The sequence below is a fragment of the Xylanimonas allomyrinae genome, assembly GCF_004135345.1.
Classification (GTDB): Bacteria; Actinomycetota; Actinomycetes; order Actinomycetales; family Cellulomonadaceae; genus Xylanimonas; species Xylanimonas allomyrinae.
In genome coordinates this window covers 696,494-712,811 of sequence record NZ_CP035495.1, presented here as the reverse complement: position 1 = coordinate 712,811, position 16,318 = coordinate 696,494, and the positions used below count along the sequence as shown (strand labels likewise).

The following is a 16,318-nucleotide window of genomic DNA, read 5'->3' as shown; positions in this document are numbered from 1 at the left end:
GTACTCAGGTCGTGGAAGCCGCGCCCACGGGCGCGACGACGGCCGTGGCGCCGTCGATCCGGACGACCTCGACCTCGGTCCCGACGGCCAGCACGGGCGACCCGGGCAGCCCGTCGTCGTCGAGGCGGGCGGTCCACACCTCTCCGACCAGCTTGATGCGCCCGCCGGCCTCGCTCACCTCGGCGACGACGACGGCACGCCGGCCCACCTGCGCGGCGGCGTTCGTCTCCGCCAGCGAGACCCGCTTGCGCAATGTGCGCAGCACCCACGGGCGCAACGTCACCACGAGCAGCGCCGAGGTCGCGCAAGCCACGACGACCTGCACCCAGACGGGCGCCCCGAGCGCAGCGGCGACCGCTCCCGCGAGCGCGCCACCGATCAGCATCAGGACGACGACATCCAGAACGATGATCTCAACGATCCCCAGCGCGATCGCCGCGCCTACCCACCAGAGCCAGTCCATCGTGCACCTTCCGACGAGAGCCAGCCGACCGCAGCCTTTTGCCTGAACTTTACCCGCGAGCAGCCTCAGCGGCCAGCGGCACACCCCAAGATGACCGATTCCGACCGAATGGTCAGTGACGCCCTCGGCCCGCGGCCGATGCCGCCGCGCGCGCCAGCCAGCGCCCGCCTCCGTGGGCCACGATGAGGTCGAGGCCGAACGCCGCCGACAGGTTCTCCGCCGTCAGGACTTCCGCGAGCGGACCCGATGCCTGGACCCGCCCGTGCGCGCCGAGCAGCAGCATGTGGGTGAACCCGGGCGGGATCTCCTCGACGTGGTGCGTCACGAGAAGCAGCACCGGTGACCGTGGGTCGCTCGCGAGCTCCGACAGCGCCCCGACGAGCTCCTCACGGCCGCCCAGGTCCAGGCCGGCGCCCGGCTCGTCGAGGATGAGCAGCTCGGGGTCGGTCATCAGGGCACGCGCGATCTGCACGCGCTTGCGCTCACCCTCCGAGAGGGTGCCGTACGTGCGGTCCGCGAGCGCATCGACGCCGAACGCCACGAGGAGCTGTGTCGCGCGCCGCGCGTCGAGCTCCTCGTACTGCTCCCGCCAGCGGCCCGTGACGCCGTAGGCGGCCGTGATGACGACGTCGCGCACGAGCTCGCCGCCCGGGATCTGCTCGGCCAGCGCGGCCGACGCGAGACCGATACGCGGGCGCAGCTCGAAGACGTCCACCCTCCCGAGCGTCTCGCCCAGCAGGGTGGCCGTGCCGGACGTAGGGTGCATGCGCGCCGACGCGATCTGCATGAGCGTCGTCTTGCCGGCGCCGTTCGGTCCCAGGACGATCCAGCGCTCACCCTCCTCGACCTGCCAGTCGAGCTCGTCGAGGATCGTGGTGGTCCCGCGTCGCACAGTGACGCCCTGCAGGTCGAGAACCCAGCTCATGGTGCCCGACCCTATAGGTAACCTGAGCCGGTGCCCGTGACCCCCGCTGTGAACCCCGCCGGGCTCCCCGCAGCGCCCTGCTCGCGCTGTGGCTCGCAGGTGAGCCTGCCGCCCCCGGCGCCGTCGTCCGGTGCGTGCAGGGCGACGACGAGCCGCACACCGTGACCGGCCTCCCAGGCTTCGGCGCCGACACCGCCACTCTCAGGGACCTCGTCGAGACGTGGTCGGCCGGCCCGCGCGAGCTGGTGGCGCTGCGGCCGGCGCCAGGCGACCCGGTAGGCGTTCCCGCCGCCGCCACGACCGACGCGACCGCGGCCGGCGAGTGCCTCGCCGTCGCGACACCGGACGGGGCGTGGGTCGCCGTGCCGCAGGTGACGACGTTCGGCAGCGCGCTCGAACAGGGCCACCTGGTCGAGTGGCGCGTGCTCGACGTACCCCCGTGGTCGACGGCCGTGGCCGGCGCGCTGGGCTCGCTCGCCGAGGCCGAGCGCGAGCTGCGCACCGCGCTCGTCACCGCGACCGAGGCGCTCGACCAGCTCGACGTGGCCCGCTGGCGCGACGACGCCGCCGACGCCATCGAGGCCGTGCGCCGCTCGTCGACCGACGCCTGGCCGGTGCCGCCGCTCGACGGCCGACGAGCACGCGTGCTCCAGCTCGCCACGCGGCTGCTCGCGATCGTCGGCGTCGCCGGGACGGACGACGGCGGCGCCGTCAACGTGTGGCAGGCGGACCAGCGCTCGACGGCGCTGCGCGAGGTCGAGCGCACGGCCCGCCACGCACTGTCCGCCGCCACCTACGCACGCGTCGGAGACTGACTCAGCCGGCCAGGACCCGGCGGTAGACGTCCATGGTCCGCACCGCGATGGCCTCCCACGCGAAGTGCTGCTCCGCGCGACGCCGGCCGGCGGCGCCCATGTCGGCCGCCCGCTGCGGGTCGGCCAGGACGCGCAGGAGCGCGTCGCCGAGGTCCTTGACGAACCGTGGCGGGTCGACGGGCGTGCCCGTCCCGTCGTTCACCTGCTCGATCGGCACGAGCACCCCGTGACGCCGTCGTCGACCACCTCCGGGATGCCGCCCGTCGCGGAACCGACCACGGGCAGGCCCACGGCCATCGCCTCGAGGTTGACGATCCCCAGGGGCTCGTAGACCGACGGGCACACGAACACCGTGCTCGCGGCGAGCACCGCGACGAGGTCGGGGCGCGGCAGCATCTCCTCGATCCAGATGACACCCGCGTCGCCGGCGGACCCACCGCCGCGGCGCTCACGCAGGTTGGCGACGAGCGACTTGACCTCGGCGAGGATCTCGGGGGTGTCGGGGGCGCCGGCGCACAGCACCAGCTGGACGTCGTGCGGCAGCGCCTCGGCCGCGCGCAGCAGGTACGGCAGGCCCTTCTGCCGCGTGATACGGCCGACGAACACCACCGACTGCCGCGACGGGTCGATGCCCAGGCGGCGCACCGCGGCGAACGCGGCGTCCGCCTCCGGGCCGGTCTCGGCAGGGCGCTTCCAGCCCGCCAGGTCGATGCCGTTGTGGACCACGTGCACCGTGGCCGGGTCGAGCTCGGGGTAGCAGCGCAGGATGTCGGCGCGCATGCCACCCGAGACCGCGATGATGCCCGCAGCGCCGAGGTAGGCGGTGCGCTCGGCCCAGCTCGAGATGGCGTACCCGCCGCCGAGCTGCTCCGCCTTCCACGGGCGCAGCGGCTCGAGCGAGTGCGCCGAGACGACGTGCGGGATGCCGTGCAGCAGCCCGCCGAGGTGGCCCGCGATGTTCGCGTACCAGGTGTGCGAGTGGACCAGGTCGGCGCCGCCGACATCGTTCGCCATCGCGAGGTCGACGCCGAGCGTCGCCAGCGCCGGGTTCGCCGTCGCGAGCGTGGAGGGGACGTCGTAGCCGAAGATCCCTTCGGCCGCGGCCTCGGGGCCGCGGGGGCCGTCGAACGCCCGCACCCGCACGTCGGCGTGCGGTCGCAGCACCTGCGACAGCTCGGCGACGTGCACCCCCGCTCCGCCGTACACGTGTGGCGGGAACTCGCGGGTCAGCAGGTCGACGTGCAGGCGTCCCCCCGGGACGGCGTGGAGGTCGATGGCGAGGGGGAAGGGCCGTTCGTTTCGGTCACGCGCTCACGGTAGCGAGCGACGCGGCGCCACGCTACGGACACGTCGCGGCCTGGCAGCGCACGTCGGCGCGCTCGGCAATAGGGTCATGCCATGGCGTCTAACCCCCGCGTGCTCGCGATCGTCCTCGCCGGTGGCGAGGGCAAGAGGCTGATGCCGCTGACCGCTCACCGCGCCAAGCCCGCGGTGCCGTTCGGCGGGATCTACCGCCTCATCGACTTCGCGCTCTCGAACATCATCAACTCCCGCTACCTGCGTGTCGTCGTGCTGACCCAGTACAAGTCGCACTCGCTCGACAGGCACGTGTCCAAGACGTGGCGCATGTCTCCGTTGCTGGGCAACTACGTGTCGTCGGTGCCGGCGCAGCAGCGCGTGGGCAAGCACTGGTACCTCGGCAGCGCGGACGCCATCTACCAGTGCCTCAACATCATCGAGGACGAGCGACCGGACATCGTTGTCGTCGTGGGCGCCGACCACGTGTACCGCATGGACTTCTCGCAGATGGTCGCGGCACACGTCGAGACCGGAGCCCGCGCGACCGTCGCGGCGATCCGCCAGCCGATCGCGCTCGCCGACCAGTTCGGTGTGATCGACGTCGACCCGACCCAGCCCGACCGCATCCGCGAGTTCCTCGAGAAGCCGGTCAACCCCGTCGGCCTGCCGGACTCCCCGCAGGAGGTCCTGGCCTCCATGGGCAACTACGTCTTCGACACCGAAGCGCTCGTCGAGGCCGTCACCAAGGACGCCGCCGACCCGAACTCGCGCCACGACATGGGCGGCGACATCATCCCGGCGTTCGTCGAGCAGGGCACCGCCGGCGTCTACGACTTCATCCGCAACGACGTGCCGGGCTCGACCGACCGCGACCGCGACTACTGGCGCGACGTGGGCACCATGGACGCCTACTTCGAGGCCAACAAGGACCTCATCGCGATCCAGCCGGTGTTCAACCTCTACAACGACGAGTGGCCTGTCTACACGGGGTACATCGGCTTGCCGCCGGCCAAGTTCGTGCACGCGGGCCCCGGTCGCCTCGGTCACGCCGCGGACTCGATCGTCTCCCCCGGCGTGCTCGTCTCGGGTGCGACGGTCGCCGGGTCGATCCTGTCGCCGGGCGTCCACCTCCACTCGTGGGCCACGGTCACCAACGCCGTCCTCATGGACGACGTGCAGGTGTACCGCCACGCCCAGGTCCACCGCGCCGTGCTCGACAAGAACGTCGTCGTGGGCGAGCGCGCCCGCATCGGCGTCGACCACGAGGAGGACCGGGCCCGCGGGTTCACCGTGACCGAGTCGGGCATCACCGTGGTGCCGAAGGGCACAATCGTCACGTGACTCACGCCCCCGGGCCGCAGGCCCCGTCTCGACGACGCCTCGTCGTCACCGACGTCGACTCCACGTTCATCCAGCAGGAGGTCATCGAGCTCCTCGCCGAGCATGCTGGCACACGCGACCAGGTCGCCGCGGTGACCGAGCGTGCCATGCGGGGCGAGCTGGACTTCGCGGCGTCGCTGCGCGAACGCGTGGCGACGCTCGCCGGGGTCCCGGTCGGCGCGCTCGACGACGTCCGTGCGGCGGTCGTGCTCTCGCCCGGTGCCGCCGACCTCGTCGCCGAGTGCCATCGGCGAGGCTGGGCGTTCGGGCTGGTCTCGGGAGGCTTCGAGGAGGTCGTCGGGCCGCTCGCGGCGTCACTGGGCATCACGCGCGTGCGCGCCAACCGGCTCGAGATCGCCGACGGGGTGCTGACGGGCCGCACGGTGGGCACGGTCGTCGACAGATCGGTCAAGGCGGCGACGCTGCGCGAGTGGGCCGACGCCGAGGGCGTGGCCCTGGCGGACACGGTCGCCGTCGGCGACGGCGCCAACGACCTCGACATGATCGCGGCCGCGGGCGTGGGCGTGGCCTACCGGGCGAAGCCCGTGGTGCGCGCCCAGGCCGGCCACGCGGTCGACGGGCGCCTCGACGAGGTCCTCGAGATCGTGGACCGCCTGACACCGCACGCCTGACACCGCTCGCCCGACGGCGTCGGGCAAGACCGTGCGCGAAGGGACCCGGGCCCGTCCGTCGTGACCGACGGCAGACCCGGGTCCCTTTGCGGGTCCTACGGCCGGGCGACCGACAGCAGCCGGGCACCCGAACGGCCCCACGCTGCCCACTCGGAGTCCGACTCGAGGATCGAGTAGGTCGCCGTCGGCACGCCCACGCGCACCTGGGCGAGCGCCGCGTCGTCCGAGCCCGGCCCCGCGAGGTGCGCGGCGGCGGCCGCCATCGTCGGCTCGTGGCCGACGACCAGGACCGTGCCCACGCCGTCGTCGGCCTCGCGGACGAGGTCGAGGACGTCGGCGACCGAGGCCTCGTAGAGCTCGGCACGCAGCTGCACGTCCGCGGCGAGGTCGTCGACCTGCCGCGACAACAGCTCCCACGTCTGGCGCGTGCGCAGCGCCGTCGAGACGAGGACGAGATCGGGGACCAGGCCCGCACCCGCGAACGCCTTGCCGACACGGGTGGCCTGGTTGCGGCCGTTGGTCGTCAGCGGTCGCATCTCGTCCGGCACGCGGTCACGGCCTGGCTCAGCCTTGGCGTGCCGCAGGAGCACAAGACGTCGTGCGCTCATCGTCCCTCACTGGTCGTCACCGTCGTCACTGCCCCATGGCGTGGACGCCACCGTCGACGTGAACGATCTCACCTGTCGTGGCGGGGAACCAGTCCGACAGCAGAGCGACGACAGCGCGTGCAGCAGGTTCGGCCGTCGTCTGGTCCCAGCCCAGCGGCGCCCGGCGCGGCCACGCGTCCTCCATCGTCTCGAAGCCCGGGATCGATTTCGCGGCCGTCGTGCGGATCGGCCCTGCCGAGACGAGGTTCGCGCGGATGCCGTCGGGGCCGAGGTCGCGTGCCAGGTAGCGGTTGGCCGACTCGAGCCCGGCCTTCGCGACGCCCATCCAGTCGTAGACGGGCCACGCGAACTGGGCGTCGAACGTCAGGCCGACGACGGCGCTGCCCGCCGACATGAGGGGCTTGGCCGCCACGGCGAGCGACTTGTACGAGAACGTCGACACCTGGATCGCGGTGGCGACGTCCTCCCAGGTGCCCGTGAGGAAGTTGCCGCCCATGACCGACTGCGGCGCGAACCCGATCGAGTGGACGACGCCGTCGAGGCGGTCCAGACCGGCGGCCCGCACCGCGTCGGCGAGGCCGTCGAGGTCCTCCTGGCTCGTCACGTCGAGCGGCACGACGGGCGCCTCGACGGGCAGTCGCCGCGAGAACGCCTGCGTGAGCTTCATCTGGCGGCCGAACGACGAGAGCACGACCTGGGCACCCTCCTCCTGCGCGAGGCGCGCCGCGTGGAACGCGATCGAGCTGTCCGTGAGCACACCGGTGACGAGGAGCTTCTTGCCGTCGAGCAGACCCATGATGACCTTTCGGTGGACTGTGCTGGGGGGAGAGTAGCGAAGGCGGCCGTCAGTGGCCCATCCCGAGACCACCGTCGACGGGAATCACCGCACCCGAGACGTAGGCCGCGGCGTCGGAGGCGAGGAACTGGACGACGCCCGCGACCTCGTCCACGGTGGCGAACCGCCCTGCGGGGATCGCGGCCTTGTACTGCTTCTGCGTGTCCTCGGGCAGCACGGCCGTCATCGCCGTCTCGACGAAGCCGGGCGCGACGACGTTGGCCGTGATCCCGCGCCCGCCGAGCTCGCGCGTGATCGAGCGAGCCATGCCCACGAGCGCCGCCTTCGACGCCGCGTAGTTGACCTGGCCTGCGCCGCCGTACAGGCCCACGACCGACCCGATCATCACGATGCGGCCCCGGCGCAGGCGGATCATGCCCTTGGACGCGCGGCGGACCACCCGGAACGTGCCCGTGAGGTTGGTGTTCACGACGGCGTCGAAGTCCTCGTCGCTCATGCGCAGCAGCAGCCCGTCGCGCGTGACTCCGGCGTTGGCCACGAGCACCTCGACCGCGCCGAGCTCCTGCTCGATCGCCGTGAAGGCACGGTCCACCGCGTCGGCGTCGGTGACGTCGGCCACATATCCGTGCGCCCCCTCGGGCACGTCGCCGCCTCGGTGCAGCGCAGCGACGGTGTCTCCCGCGGCGACGAAGGCCTCGGCGGTCGCCCGGCCGATGCCGCGCGACGCCCCGGTGACGACGACGACGCGGGGTGGCCGGCCACCCTCGGGTCGCGGCGCGGAGGCATCCGGGGCGGGGACACGAGGGGTCGTGGTCACAGCGGTTCCTTTCGTCGGAGGTCGGCCGTCTGCGAACGTACCCCGCCACGGGCGTCGGCCACGCGCACGCGTCGGACCGCTTCGCGGCCCTGAGTTGCCGGATTCCTACAACTGACGGAGGTGTTCCCCCGCGCTCGTAGACTGGCCGGGTGAGCACCCCTGCGGCAACGCCGCACATCCCCGCGCGCCGGCGGGACGACGTGGTGCCGTCGATCACGAACGCGCCGCAGTCCCTGGCCGACGACCAGTCGCGCCGCATGCGCCGCTATCTGCTCCAGATGGGCTTCCGTGTGGTGTGCTTCCTCGGGGCCTACGTCGCCTCGGGCTGGCTCCGCTGGACGCTGGTCGCGTTCGCGGTCGTCATCCCGTACGTGGCCGTGCTGCTCGTCAACGCGGGGCGCGACAAGGTCGAGTACGACACGTCGGCGGTGGCTCCCGCACAGCCCCGAGAGCTGCCGCCCGCACGCGACGGCGCGGTCGTCGTCGAGCACGTCGACGTCGACCCCGCACCCGGGCACGAGGAGGGCTGAATGGACCTGCTGGGCTCTGCCGACCCGGTCGCCGAGGGCGATCTCGTCTGCTCCGCCAAAGGATGCCGCGCCCCCGCAGCGTGGGGCCTGCTGTGGAACAACCCGAAGATCCACACGCCGCAGCGCCGCAAGGTCTGGCTCGCGTGCGACACGCACCGGCCCACGCTCGAGGAGTTCCTCGGCCGCCGCGACTACTGGAAGCAGACGGTGCCCGTCGCCGACCTCGCCCGGTTCGACCCGGACGCCCGCCCATGACGCTCGCGACCGCGCCCCAGGCCGCGGCGCCCCGAACGCGCCGTCAGTGGGTCACGCTGGGCGTCGGCGCCGTCGTGCTCGCCGCGCTGTGCGTGCTGGCAGCCGTCTGGCAGTGGCACCGGTACACCGCGCGTGAGGCGCAGATCCACCTCGTGGAAGCGAACTACGGTGCGACGCCGGTCGCGCTGCGGGACCTGGTGCCCGCACCGGGTGCGGTGCTCGCACCCGGCGACGCGTACCGCCCCGCGACCGTGACCGGGAGGTACCGGCCGCAGGACACGGTGCTGCTGCGCAACCGGCCGGTCGAGTCGACGCCCGGTTTCCACGTGCTGGTGCCGTTCGAGTCCGACGACGGGATCGTGATCGTCGTCGACCGCGGGTTCGTGCCGCTCGGCGAGGACTCGAGCGAACCGGACGCGTTCGCCGCTCCCCGGGCGGCGACGTCACCGTGACCGTGACGCTGCGCCCCGACGAGCCGGCGTCGACCCGCGGGGCCCCGGCAGGCCAGGTGCAGGCCATCTCGACCGCGCAGGTGCTGGCGGCCGGGGCGGACGGGGACACGTGGGCGGGCGGTCGCACCGTGGGCACCTACGGGCAGCTGCGTTCGGAGCGGACCGCCGTCGGGGCCGAGCCGTTGCCGGTGTCGTTGCTCGCGCTCCCCGCGCCCGACCTCGACCCCGGCTCGCACCTGTCATACACGTTCCAGTGGTGCGTCTTCGCGGCCGGCGCGATCGGCGGGTACCTCGTGCTGTGGCGCCGCGAGACGCGCGGCTCCCAGCCGTCCGCGGGCGACCTGCTGCTCGCCACCGGAGAGGCGGGCACGCGCGCGCCGCGCGCGCCACGCCGGCGGAGGCCGTCGGACGAGGAGATCGAGGACGCGGGACTGGGCGAGGAGTGACCGGCGCTCGTCGCGCAGGCGGTCCGGACCGCGCGGGTGGTCAGAGCTGCTCGGCGTGCAGGGCGTCGCAGCTTCGCAGCGTGCCCCCGTCGTAACCCACCTGGAACCAGCGCACCCGCTGTGCGGACGTGCCGTGCGTGAACAGGTCGGGGCGGATCTGGCCCGTCGCCTGCTGCTGGATGTGGTCGTCACCGACGGCCTGCGCGGCCGAGACGGCGTCCTGGAGGTCCTGCTGCGTCAGCGGTTCGAGGAACACCACTCCCGTGTCCGGGTCGATCGTCGACGACGCCGCCGAGGCCCACATGCCGGCGAGGCAGTCGGCCTCCAGCTCGATGCGGACCGAGTCCGAGTCGGCGCCCGATCCGCCGCGCTGCGCCTCGTCCATCGCCCCGATGAGGTTCTCGATGTGGTGGCCCATCTCGTGCGCGACGACGTACTCGCGCGCCAGCGGGCCGCCCGACGCGCCGAACCGGGTCTCCAGCTCCTGATAGAAGCTGACGTCGATATAGATGGTCTGGTCGGGCGGGCAGTAGAAGGGGCCGACGTCGGCGGTCGCGGGACCGCACGCGGTGTTCGTCGAGCCGCTGAAGCTCACGACGTCGGGCTGGGCGTACGGCACGCCCGCCTGCCGGGGCAGCACGTCCTGCCAGTACGCGTCGAGCGACTGGATGGTCGCCGACAGCCCGCACTCCAGGTCGGTGTTCGCCTGCGCGGCCGTGCACTCGTCGACGAACCCGCCGTCACCGACCTGCGGCTGGGACTGCTCGCCCGCGCCCGAGAGTGCGCCGGCGAGCTGCCCGAGATCACCTCCGTTGCCGAAGAACAAGGCCAGGAGCGCGACCACGACGGCGCCGAGCCCGCCGCCCGCGATCATGCCCGTCCGGCCGCCCCCGCCGCCCTTGCGGACGCGGCCGCCCTCGAACTTCCCGCCCTCCGTGAACGTCATGCGCTCACGGTAAGTCGCGGGGCCGACACCCGCGCACCGCTAGACTCGGGCGCTGTCGCCGACGCCCGACCCTCGCGCGACGGCACCCGCTCCCCCACAGACTTCGAGGCACCCCCACCGTGATCACCGCCCACGGCGTCGAGCTGCGCATCGGCGCCCGCGTCCTGCTGCACGAGACGAGCTTCCGCATCGCCGCAGGCGACCGCATCGGCCTCGTGGGCCGCAACGGCGCCGGCAAGACGACGCTCACCAAGACCCTCGCGGGCGAGACCCAGCCCACGGCCGGGCAGATCGTGCGCGCCTCCGACGTCGGCTACCTGCCGCAGGACCCGCGCACGGGCGATCTCGACGTCATCGCGATGGACCGCGTGCTCTCGGCGCGCGGCCTCGACTACCTCGTCAAGGCGATGCGCGAGACCGAGGCGAGGATGGCCGACCCCGACCCCGACACCATGACGGCGGCGCTCGAGCGCTACCCCAAGCTCGAGGCGCGGTTCCTGGCCGCCGGCGGGTACGCCGCCGAGTCCGAGGCGCACCGCATCACCAGCAACCTGGGCCTCGACGACCGCGTGCTCGCCCAGCCGCTGCGCACCCTGTCGGGTGGCCAGCGCCGCCGCATCGAGCTGGCCCGCATCCTGTTCTCCGGCGTCGGCACGCTGCTGCTCGACGAGCCGACCAACCACCTGGACGCCGACTCGATCGTCTGGCTGCGCGACTACCTGCGCACCTACCCGGGCGGGTTCATCGTCATCAGCCACGACGTCGACCTGCTGCGCAACACGGTCAACAAGGTGTTCCACCTGGACGCCAACCGTGGCGAGCTCGACCAGTACAACCTCGGCTGGGACAAGTACCTCGAACAGCGCGAGCAGGACGAGAAGCGCCGCCGCCGCGAGCGTGCCAACGCCGAGAAGAAGGCCGGCGCGCTGCTCGCGCAGGCCGAGAAGATGCGGGCGAAGGCCACCAAGGCCGTCGCGGCGCAGAACATGATCCGCCGCGCCGAGACGATGCTGGGCGGGCTGGAGGGCGTGCGCCAGGCCGACAAGGTGGCGCGGCTGCGGTTCCCGAAGCCCGCGCCGAGCGGTCGCACTCCCCTCACGGCCTCCGACCTGTCGAAGTCGTACGGCTCGCTCGAGGTGTTCACCGGGGTGGACCTGGCGATCGACCGCGGCTCGCGCGTGGTCATCCTGGGCCTCAACGGCGCAGGCAAGACGACGATGCTGCGCATCCTCGCGGGCGTGGAGAAGCCCGACACGGGCGAGGTCGTGCCCGGCCACGGCCTCAAGCTCGGCTACTACGCGCAGGAGCACGACACCCTCGACATGGACGTGACCGTCGTGGAGAACCTGCGGCACGCCGCTCCCGACCTCACCGACACCGAGGTGCGCTCGGTGCTCGGGTCGTTCCTGTTCTCGGGCGACGACGCCGACAAGCCGACGAACGTGCTCTCGGGCGGCGAGAAGACGCGCCTGGCGCTGGCGACGCTCGTGGTGTCGAGCGCCAACGTGCTGCTGCTCGACGAGCCGACGAACAACCTCGACCCCGCCTCGCGCGCCGAGATCCTGGGCGCGCTCAAGACGTACGAGGGCGCGGTCGTGATGGTCACGCACGACGACGGCGCGGTCGACGCGCTGGAGCCCGAGCGGGTGCTGCTGCTGCCCGACGGCGACGAGGACCTGTGGAGCGACGCCTACCGGGAGCTCGTGTCGCTGGCGTGAGATGCCTCGGCGAGGAATCGCTCGATGTCGCGGCGCGTGCGCAGGCGGTGGAACGTCAGGTGCGCGTTCTGCGGATCGCCCATCGCGGCGGCGTACCGCTGCGGGAGCTCGCCGAGCTGGCGCCACGTCCATCGCAGGATCGAGCGTTCGTGCGCCGGCCAGAGCCATGTCAGGCGCTGCCGGTTGCCCGTGCCGGGCCACAGCTCACGGCGGCCGGCCGCCTGCCGCAGCGTGCGCGCCACGACCTGGCGCAGCACGACGGCTCGCGGCGGGTCGACCCATACGACCGTGTCGGCACGCGCCCAGACCTGGGGCTGGAACCCGGCGTAGTTGCCGTCGACCACCCAGGTCTCGCCGCCCAGCGCGCGCTCGGCGTCGCGTTCGAACGCCTCGGGAGGACGCGGCGTCCAGTCCGGCCCCCAGAAGAACGCGTCGAGCTCGACGTGCCGGCTCCCGAGAGCGGTGGCGAGGCGGGCCGACAGCGTCGTCTTCCCGGCACCCGCCGCCCCGACCACCGACACTCTGCGCATCGCGCCAGCGTAGAGCGTCGGTGGCGCGTGGCACGGTAGCGGCATGAAGGCCGCCTTGCTCCCGTACCGGCTGCGCGCCCAGCTCCTCGCGGGGCCGGCGGCGTCCGACGGCGCGGCCGCCGTCGGGCATCTCGGGGCGGTGCAGGCGCAGCTGCACGACATGTCGCTGTGGGCGCTGTCGCGGCGGACGGGGCGCACCCGGGCCGAGCTGTCGGCGGAGTTCGACGCGGGGGCGTTCGTCCGCACGCACGTGCTGCGACCCACCTGGCACCACGTGCTCGCGGCCGACCTGCCGGACCTGCTGGCACTCACCGCGGACCGGGTGCGCCGCACGCTCGACACGGCCGCCCCCGGCGCCGGGCTGCCGCCGGCACGACGGCACGCCGCGGCCGACGTCGTCGTGGAGGCCGTGCGCGCGGACGGGCCGCTCACGCGCGGCGAGGTCGCCGACCGGCTGACCGGTGCGGGTCTCGGCGGGCCGGGCGGGCGGTGGTCGACGCAGCCCCTCGCGCACGTGCTCATGGAGGCCGAGTTGCGCGGAGAGGTCGGCTCCGGTCCCGTGCGCGGCAGGCAGCACACCTATCGCGCGCTCGACCTGCCGACGTCGTCGCGCACGCCCGACGACCGTCTCGCGTGGCTCGCGCGCACCTACGTGCGCGGGCACGGGCCTGCGCGGCCCGAGGACCTGGCGTGGTGGGCGTCGCTGCCGGTCACCGTGGCACGCCGCGCGTTCGCGCTCGCCGAACTGCGGCCGGTCACGCTCGCGGGCGTCGGCCTGTTCACCGACGCCCCGGGGGCCTACCCGGTGCCGGTGCCCGGGGCTCTGCTGATCTCGAACTACGACGAGCTGATCTCCTACCGACGGGACCCGGGCGACTGGGGACCGCACGGCACCGACGCGGTGCTGCGAGCCCAGGGTCTGCTCCTGCTCGACGGCGCCCTGGCCGGTTCGTGGACCCGCTCGACGTCGGCGGCGGGGGTGGCGCTGACCGTCACCACCCCGCTCGCGGTCCCGGACGGGGCCGCGCTCGACGCGGAGGCGGCGCGCTTCGCAGCCTTCGCCGGGGACGGCGTGCGGGCCACGCTCAGCGTCCGCGCCTGAGGCGCCGGACACCGAGCGTGGCCCGGAGGCGTCACCCGGGCGCGCGCGTCACGAGAAGGAGAACAGCGGCGGGAACGCCAGCGTGACCAGCGCCGCCCAGGCCGCGTAGACCGGCAGGTAGCGGGTCTGCCAGCGTTCCGTGGCACCGAACGGCCGGGTGCCGCGCAGGAACCGCAGCAGCAGCCAGCCCGTGCCGATCAGGTGGGCGAACAGCACGACGTTCAGGCCCAGCGCCGCCGACTTGTTGGCCGTCCAGCCGAACTCGGCGATGCGCGAGACCATCGCGGTGAGCGCGACGGCGTTGACGGCGAACGCGACCGCGACCAGCACGAGCTGGAGCCAGTCGAACACGGTGGGCGGCGCGAGCGGGTCGCGCGCCGAGATCGAGTAAAGCAGCAGCGCGAGCACGAGCACCAGCACCGCGTCCATGAGGATCAGCAGGTTGCGGTCGACGGAGATGAGCGACCCGTGGGCCAGCAGCACCACGAGCATCGCGGCCAGCATGACGATGGTCAGGGGCGTGAAGACGCGCGTCAGCACGGGCGCCATGTTCTCGACGACGTTCTTCTTCGCCTCGACGAGCCACGCGGCCACGAGGAACGCGCCCGGCACGGCGAACGGCATGAGCCAGTCCCCGAGGAACGGCTCGATGTCGACGTTCGCGATGGTGAACGTGCCGACCGTGAGGCCGATCAGCAGCCCACCGCCCATCGCGATGAGCGCGAAGTAGATGAGCAGCTCGCCGGTGAACCGGACGAAGTCCATGCGCCGGGCGTCCGAACGCCAGTCGCCTCCGGTGTACGCGACGCCGAGCAGCAGCCACAGCAGCACGGGCAGGTGAGTCGCCGCCAGGACGAAGGTCATCCCGGACCCGCCGCCGGCCAGGTTCTCGAACGGGAACAGGTTGACCGCCAGTGCGGGCACCGCGGCGAGCGCCACCAGCATCCCGCTGATGCGCCCCGGCAGCCGCCGCGACCAGGCGAAGTAGGCGGCGAGGAAGGGCAGGACGGCGAACGCGACGTTGGCGACGAGCACCTGGTCGTCGCCGGTGGCGAGCAGGGCCTTGACCGCGATGCCGGCGCCGACGGCGAGCGTGACGACGACGCCCAGCTCGCGCAGGCGAGGCGAGGTGGCGACGGGTTCCTCGGGCACGAGCACGAGCTGCTTCCACAGCCGCTCGGAGTGCTCGCGCGCGAACTCGCGCGAGACGTCGTCGAGGTTGCCCATGCGCTTGACGGCGACGAGGAACGCCTCGTCGTCGTCGAGGCCGCCGGCGCGCAGGTCGGCGACCTGGCCGCGCAGGTTGTCCTCGAGCTCCTCGGCGTCGGTGACCGCGATCGCCGTGCGGCGCACCACCCAGCGGCGCCACTGGTCGATCTGCGCCTCCAGCGCCGCGTGTGCGTCGAGCGGCTCGTGGATCGGTTCGGTCATCACGCCCACACCTCCGCCGCGGCGTGGCCGCCTTCGAGCCGGTCCCACACCTGCCGCAGCGCGTCGGCGACGACGCTCCACTGTGCCTGCCGTTCGCCCAGGGCCTCGCGCCCGGCGGTGGTCAGCGCGTAGTGCTTGCGCTTGCGCCCCGCCTCCGAGACGCCCCACCGGGCGGACACCCAGCCGTTGCGCTCGAGCCGGTGCAGCAGCGGGTAGAGCATGCCGTCGGTCCACTGCATGCGCCCGCCCGAGAGCTCGCCGACCCTCTTGAGGATGGCGTAGCCGTGGAGGTCGCCGTCGGCGAGGATGCCGAGGACGAGCGGCGTCGCGGACGCCGCGACCAGGTCCTTGTCGATGTGCACGAGAGTGCTCCCATACCTTGTGGTGCTAGGGGTTCGTACCCTAGCACCACAAGGCATAGCACCACGAGCCTTGCCGCGCGGCCACGCACACCCGCCGACGGCGCCCGCGGCCGGCGATGAGTCCGGGACGGCGCGCGCGTCTACCCCGGGAACCACCACCACCCGGGAGGAATCGTGGGCCTGATCCAGATCGAGCTGTTCACCACCCTTGACCTCGTCGCCCAGGCGCCGGGCGGCCCGGAGGAAGACCCGGACGGCGGCTTCGCGTTCGGCGGCTGGCAGGCGCCCCTGCTCGACGACGTCGCAGGCGCGCAGATCGCCGCCGCCTACGAGGGCACCGACGCGCTGCTGCTGGGCCGGCGCACCTACGACATCTTTGCGGCGTACTGGCCGCGCTACGAGGGAGGCGAGGACGCCGCGTTCGCCACCCTGTTCAACACCGTCCCCAAGTACGTCGCCTCGCGCGGGCGCCCGCGGCTCGACTGGGCCGGGTCCTCGCTGCTCGGGCCCGACCTCCCGCACGCGGTGCGCGAGATCCGCGAGCGCCACGAGCAGGTCCGGGTCGTCGGGAGCCTCGACCTGGTCCAGACGCTCCTGCGCGAACGGCTCTTCGACCGCCTCGACCTGTGGGTCCACCCCATCGTGCTCGGCACGGGCAAGAAGGTGTTCGACGGCGGCGCGGTCCCCGCCAACCTCACGCTCGCCGCCCCGCCGGCCGCGAGCCCGTCGGGGACCGTGTTCCTGCGCTACGCGCTGGCCGACGGGGTGCCCGGCACGGGCGACATGGCGGCCGCCGACCACGGGGTGTGAG

At 73.1% G+C, this 16,318-nt stretch carries 19 protein-coding genes and 1 pseudogene; 10 read left to right on the top strand and 10 right to left on the bottom strand.

Annotated features, from left to right (window positions below):
• Nucleotides 1–4 precede the first annotated feature (4 nt).
• Nucleotides 5–463, bottom strand: coding sequence for an NfeD family protein (locus ET495_RS03230; protein WP_129202559.1), 459 nt, complete (start codon nucleotides 461–463; stop codon nucleotides 5–7).
• A 112-nt stretch (nucleotides 464–575) separates the two neighbouring features.
• Nucleotides 576–1,388, bottom strand: a complete 813-nt coding sequence (locus ET495_RS03225) for an ABC transporter ATP-binding protein (RefSeq protein ID WP_129202557.1) — start codon at nucleotides 1,386–1,388, stop codon at nucleotides 576–578.
• 161 nt (nucleotides 1,389–1,549) lie between these two features.
• Between ET495_RS03225 and ET495_RS03220 the strand changes: the two genes are divergently transcribed.
• Nucleotides 1,550–2,203, top strand: coding sequence for a hypothetical protein (locus ET495_RS03220; protein WP_342770143.1), 654 nt, complete (start codon nucleotides 1,550–1,552; stop codon nucleotides 2,201–2,203).
• 1 nt (nucleotide 2,204) lies between these two features.
• Here ET495_RS03220 and glgA read toward each other — a convergent pair.
• Nucleotides 2,205–3,448: pseudogene (gene glgA, locus ET495_RS03215) on the bottom strand (glycogen synthase).
• Between the two features lie 153 nt (nucleotides 3,449–3,601).
• Between glgA and glgC the strand changes: the two are divergent.
• Nucleotides 3,602–4,843 (top strand): glucose-1-phosphate adenylyltransferase, encoded by a 1,242-nt coding sequence (gene glgC, locus ET495_RS03210; RefSeq protein ID WP_129202553.1) that lies wholly within the window; start codon nucleotides 3,602–3,604, stop codon nucleotides 4,841–4,843.
• Nucleotides 4,840–5,514, top strand: a complete 675-nt coding sequence (gene serB / locus ET495_RS03205; protein ID WP_129202551.1) for a phosphoserine phosphatase SerB — start codon at nucleotides 4,840–4,842, stop codon at nucleotides 5,512–5,514. Before glgC ends, serB begins: the two co-directional genes overlap by 4 nt.
• Nucleotides 5,515–5,609: 95 nt before the next feature.
• On the opposite strand, the gene ET495_RS03200 is transcribed toward serB, so the two are convergent.
• The 3 genes from ET495_RS03200 to ET495_RS03190 are packed head-to-tail and all read right to left on the bottom strand — an operon-like array spanning nucleotide 5,610 to nucleotide 7,633.
• Nucleotides 5,610–6,122, bottom strand: coding sequence for a SixA phosphatase family protein (locus ET495_RS03200; protein WP_129202549.1), 513 nt, complete (start codon nucleotides 6,120–6,122; stop codon nucleotides 5,610–5,612).
• Between the two features lie 25 nt (nucleotides 6,123–6,147).
• Nucleotides 6,148–6,918, bottom strand: a complete 771-nt coding sequence (gene fabI / locus ET495_RS03195) for an enoyl-ACP reductase FabI (protein ID WP_129202548.1) — start codon at nucleotides 6,916–6,918, stop codon at nucleotides 6,148–6,150.
• A gap of 49 nt (nucleotides 6,919–6,967) precedes the next feature.
• Nucleotides 6,968–7,633 (bottom strand): SDR family oxidoreductase, encoded by a 666-nt coding sequence (locus ET495_RS03190; protein ID WP_245993400.1) that lies wholly within the window; start codon nucleotides 7,631–7,633, stop codon nucleotides 6,968–6,970.
• Nucleotides 7,634–7,884: 251 nt separating this feature from the next.
• Here ET495_RS03190 and ET495_RS03185 point away from each other — a divergent pair, with 251 nt between their 5' ends.
• From ET495_RS03185 to ET495_RS18425, 4 genes are read left to right on the top strand one after another with little or no spacing between them, the layout of a single operon-like run.
• On the top strand, nucleotides 7,885–8,265 hold the full coding sequence (locus ET495_RS03185) for a DUF3099 domain-containing protein (protein ID WP_245993287.1): 381 nt from the start codon (nucleotides 7,885–7,887) through the stop codon (nucleotides 8,263–8,265).
• Nucleotides 8,266–8,520 (top strand): hypothetical protein, encoded by a 255-nt coding sequence (locus ET495_RS03180; protein WP_129202544.1) that lies wholly within the window; start codon nucleotides 8,266–8,268, stop codon nucleotides 8,518–8,520.
• On the top strand, nucleotides 8,517–8,972 hold the full coding sequence (locus ET495_RS18430; protein WP_245993286.1) for an SURF1 family protein: 456 nt from the start codon (nucleotides 8,517–8,519) through the stop codon (nucleotides 8,970–8,972). The genes ET495_RS03180 and ET495_RS18430 overlap by 4 nt, the downstream gene beginning before the upstream one ends.
• 2 nt (nucleotides 8,973–8,974) lie before the next feature.
• Nucleotides 8,975–9,418 (top strand): SURF1 family protein, encoded by a 444-nt coding sequence (locus ET495_RS18425; protein ID WP_245993285.1) that lies wholly within the window; start codon nucleotides 8,975–8,977, stop codon nucleotides 9,416–9,418.
• 40 nt (nucleotides 9,419–9,458) lie between these two features.
• On the opposite strand, the gene ypfJ is transcribed toward ET495_RS18425, so the two are convergent.
• Entirely contained in the window at nucleotides 9,459–10,364 is a 906-nt protein-coding gene (gene ypfJ / locus ET495_RS03170) for a KPN_02809 family neutral zinc metallopeptidase (RefSeq protein ID WP_129202542.1), read from the bottom strand.
• Nucleotides 10,365–10,483: 119 nt separating this feature from the next.
• Between ypfJ and ET495_RS03165 the strand changes: the two genes are divergently transcribed.
• The gene (locus ET495_RS03165) at nucleotides 10,484–12,082 is read left to right on the top strand and encodes an ABC-F family ATP-binding cassette domain-containing protein (protein WP_129202540.1); all 1,599 of its coding nucleotides are present in this window, start codon (nucleotides 10,484–10,486) and stop codon (nucleotides 12,080–12,082) included.
• Here ET495_RS03165 and ET495_RS03160 read toward each other — a convergent pair.
• On the bottom strand, nucleotides 12,055–12,612 hold the full coding sequence (locus ET495_RS03160; RefSeq protein WP_129202538.1) for a P-loop NTPase family protein: 558 nt from the start codon (nucleotides 12,610–12,612) through the stop codon (nucleotides 12,055–12,057). The genes ET495_RS03165 and ET495_RS03160 overlap by 28 nt on opposite strands.
• Before the next feature lie 43 nt (nucleotides 12,613–12,655).
• Between ET495_RS03160 and ET495_RS03155 the strand changes: the two genes are divergently transcribed.
• Entirely contained in the window at nucleotides 12,656–13,714 is a 1,059-nt protein-coding gene (locus ET495_RS03155) for a DNA glycosylase AlkZ-like family protein (RefSeq protein ID WP_129202536.1), read from the top strand.
• 48 nt (nucleotides 13,715–13,762) lie between these two features.
• On the opposite strand, the gene ET495_RS03150 is transcribed toward ET495_RS03155, so the two are convergent.
• The gene (locus tag ET495_RS03150) at nucleotides 13,763–15,145 is read right to left on the bottom strand and encodes a permease prefix domain 1-containing protein (RefSeq protein WP_129202534.1); all 1,383 of its coding nucleotides are present in this window, start codon (nucleotides 15,143–15,145) and stop codon (nucleotides 13,763–13,765) included.
• Nucleotides 15,145–15,507 carry a PadR family transcriptional regulator gene (locus ET495_RS03145; protein ID WP_129202532.1) on the bottom strand — a complete coding sequence of 121 codons (363 nt, stop codon included), beginning with the start codon at nucleotides 15,505–15,507 and terminating at the stop codon, nucleotides 15,145–15,147. The genes ET495_RS03150 and ET495_RS03145 overlap by 1 nt, the downstream gene beginning before the upstream one ends.
• 174 nt (nucleotides 15,508–15,681) lie before the next feature.
• Here ET495_RS03145 and ET495_RS03140 point away from each other — a divergent pair, with 174 nt between their 5' ends.
• Entirely contained in the window at nucleotides 15,682–16,317 is a 636-nt protein-coding gene (locus ET495_RS03140; protein WP_129202530.1) for a dihydrofolate reductase family protein, read from the top strand.
• Nucleotide 16,318: the final 1 nt, after the last annotated feature.